At 73.0% G+C, this 2,811-nt stretch carries 3 protein-coding genes; 2 read left to right on the top strand and 1 reads right to left on the bottom strand.

The features are described from left to right. A partial coding sequence (locus UO65_RS03115) for a dolichyl-phosphate-mannose--protein mannosyltransferase (RefSeq protein WP_035278537.1) occupies positions 1 to 1,126 on the top strand: 1,126 nt, incomplete at its 5' end. Here the strand turns inward: UO65_RS03115 and UO65_RS03110 are convergent. Beyond that, a complete protein-coding gene (locus UO65_RS03110; RefSeq protein WP_084175258.1) occupies positions 1,077 to 1,307 on the bottom strand; it encodes a hypothetical protein in 231 nt (76 codons plus the stop codon). The genes UO65_RS03115 and UO65_RS03110 overlap by 50 nt on opposite strands. A gap of 86 nt (positions 1,308 to 1,393) precedes the next feature. Between UO65_RS03110 and UO65_RS03105 the strand changes: the two genes are divergently transcribed. Then, positions 1,394 to 2,344: a helix-turn-helix domain-containing protein gene (locus tag UO65_RS03105; protein WP_035278534.1), complete on the top strand. Its 951-nt coding sequence runs from the start codon at positions 1,394 to 1,396 to the stop codon at positions 2,342 to 2,344. Positions 2,345 to 2,811: the final 467 nt, after the last annotated feature.

The following is a 2,811-nucleotide window of genomic DNA, read 5'->3' as shown; positions in this document are numbered from 1 at the left end:
CACCCGCTCCACCCTGCTCGGCGCGGTCGCGGGCCTGCTGCTCATCGCCGACGGCGTGTCCCACCTGCAATCGCGCATGGGGATGCTCGACATCTTCCTGGCCTTCCTGATCCTGGCGTCCTTCGCCTGCGTGCTCGTCGACCGCGACCAGGTGCGCTCCCGGCTGGCGGTCGCCACCGCCGAGGGCTGGGTCACCGAGTCGAAGTACGGGCCGCGGCTGGGTGTGCGCTGGTGGCGCCTCGGCGCGGGCGTGCTGCTCGGACTGGCCTGCGGGGTCAAGTGGTCGGGCATGTACTACATCGCCGCTTTCGGCCTGCTCACGGTGATGTTCGACGTGGCGGCGCGGCGCGCGGCCGGGGTCCGGCACCCGTGGCGCGGGGCGATCGTGCGCGACGTGCTGCCCGGGTTGTGGGCGTTCGTGGTGCTCGGCGTGGTGGCGTACCTGTCGACCTGGTGGGCCTGGTTCGGCTCGGAGACCGCCATCGACCGCACCCTGGTGGCGACCACCGGCACGGACCCGCTCTCGGTGGCCAGGGGCGCGCTCGGCTCGCTGTTCCAGTACTCCACCCACGTGCTGGACTTCCACGCCTCGCTGGTGACCAAGCCCGGCCAGCAGCACCCGTGGGAGTCGAAGCCGTGGACGTGGCCGATGAGCCTGCGGCCGATGCTCTACTACTACGAGGGCGGCACCACCGGCTGCGGCGAGGCCCGCTGCGTGTCGGCGACGATGCTGATCGGCACGCCCGCGCTGTGGTGGCTGTCGCTGCCGGTGCTGGCCTGGGGCCTGTGGCGGATGTTCGCCAGGCTGGACTGGCGGTACGCGGCGGTGGTCGTGGGCTACCTGACCGGGCTGCTGCCCTGGTTCGCCACCCTCGACCGGCAGATGTACTTCTTCTACGCCACGCCGATGGCGGCGTTCCTGGTCCTGGGCATCACGCTGTGCCTGGGGCAGGTCCTCGGTGCCGCGCGCGCCGGGGCGGAGCGGCGCGGCACCGGGCTGCTGGTGGTGGCCCTGTACGTGGGCCTGGTGGTGGCCAACTTCGTGTGGCTGTGGCCGATCCTCAACGGCGACCCGATCACCGAGAGCCGGTGGCAAGCCGAACTGTGGCTGCCCTCCTGGCGCTGACCCTCTCCGGCCGGGCAGGCTCCGGCTCCCGGGCGCGCAGCTCGGCGGCCACGCGCACGGCGTCGCGGTCCTCAACGTCGCGGCTGCCCGCGAGGCCGGGGGTGTGGTTGCGGGTGTGGTTGTGGTTGAGGCCCCAGGTGACCAGGGCGAACAGGGCGGCGAGGACGAGTGCGGTGGTCATGGCAGCAATGCTGCGCCGCATCAATTCCTGCCACCAGTGGCAGCACTGACCTTGTAACGCAAAATCCTGCCAACTACGCTGCGCCCATGCTCACGACCGTCGCGGCCATCCTGATCGACGACTTCGCCCCGTTCGAGTTCGGCGTCCTGTGCGAGGTCTTCGGCACCGACCGCACCGACGAGGGCGTGCCCCCGGTGGAATTCCGCGTGGTCGGCGAGGACCCCGGGAAGCCCCTGCGCACCAACGTGGGCGTCCGCGTCCTGCCCGACCACGGCCTGGACGCGCTGGAGGGCGCCGACCTGGTGGCCGTCCCCGCCTGCACGATCCGCGACGAGTACCCGGAACCGGTCCTGGCGGCCGTCCGCGCCGCCCACGCCCGCGGCGCCACCCTCCTGTCGGTGTGCAACGGCGCGTTCATCCTGGGCGCGGCGGGCCTGCTCGACGGCCGCCGCTGCACCACCCACTGGCGCCACGCCGCCGAGTTCGCCGCCCGCCACCCCGAGGCCGTCCTCGACCCGGACGTCCTGTTCGTCGACGACGGCGACATCGTCACCGGCGCGGGCACCGCCTCGGGCATCGACGCCTGCCTGCACCTGGTCCGCCGCGAACTCGGCTCCGCCGCGGCGACGACCATCGCCCGCCGCATGGTCGTCCCCCCGCAGCGCGACGGCGGCCAGCGCCAGTACGTCGACCTGCCGGTGCCCGACTGCCGGGCGGAGAGCCTGGAGCCCATCCTCACCTGGATGCTGGAGCACCTGACCGAGGAGCACCCGGTGTCCGCGCTGGCCAGGCGGGCCACGATGTCCGAGCGCACCTTCGCCCGCCGCTTCGTCGCCGAGACCGGCACCACCCCGCACCGGTGGCTGACCACCCAACGGGTCCTGCACGCCAGGAGGCTCCTGGAAACCACCGCCCTCACCCTCGACGAGGTGGCCCACCGCTGCGGCTTCACCTCCACCGCCCTGATGCGCCACCACTTCCAGAAGCAGATCGGCGTGGCCCCCCACGACTACCGCAGGACCTTCGCCACCCGCTGACCCCGGCAGACACCGCCACCGCACCCCGCCCACCTCCCGACACCGGCCGAGGCGTGCACCCCTCGGCGGGCTGGTGCGGGCGAGCCCCCAGGCCCGTCCCGAGCAGGCCGGCCATCCCACCAACAGCAGGCCCGACCACCAGCCACCCGAACCCCACCAGCGCAGCGCCCCACCGGCCGCCCCCGAAATCGCCAGCCCAGCGAGCAAATGCCCATGTGGGTGGAGGTGCTTGGTCAGCCGGCCACCCCGAAACCGGCGGCCCGGCTACGCCCCGGCCCGGGTGGGTGGATGCGCTTGGCCAGCCGACCACCCCCGAAAACCGGCGACCCGGCGACCCGGCGACCCGGCGAGCGAATGCCCGGGTGGGTGGATGCGCTTGCCCAGCCGACCACCCCGAAAACCGGCGGCCCGGTGAGCCAACTGCCCGGGTGGGTGGATGTGTTTGGCCGGGGGTGGCGATCATGTGA

The organism is Actinokineospora spheciospongiae, assembly GCF_000564855.1.
Lineage (GTDB): Bacteria > Actinomycetota > Actinomycetes > Mycobacteriales > Pseudonocardiaceae > Actinokineospora > Actinokineospora spheciospongiae.
The sequence above is the reverse complement of the archived record's forward strand: the minus strand, read 5'-3'. Positions and strand labels throughout refer to the sequence as shown.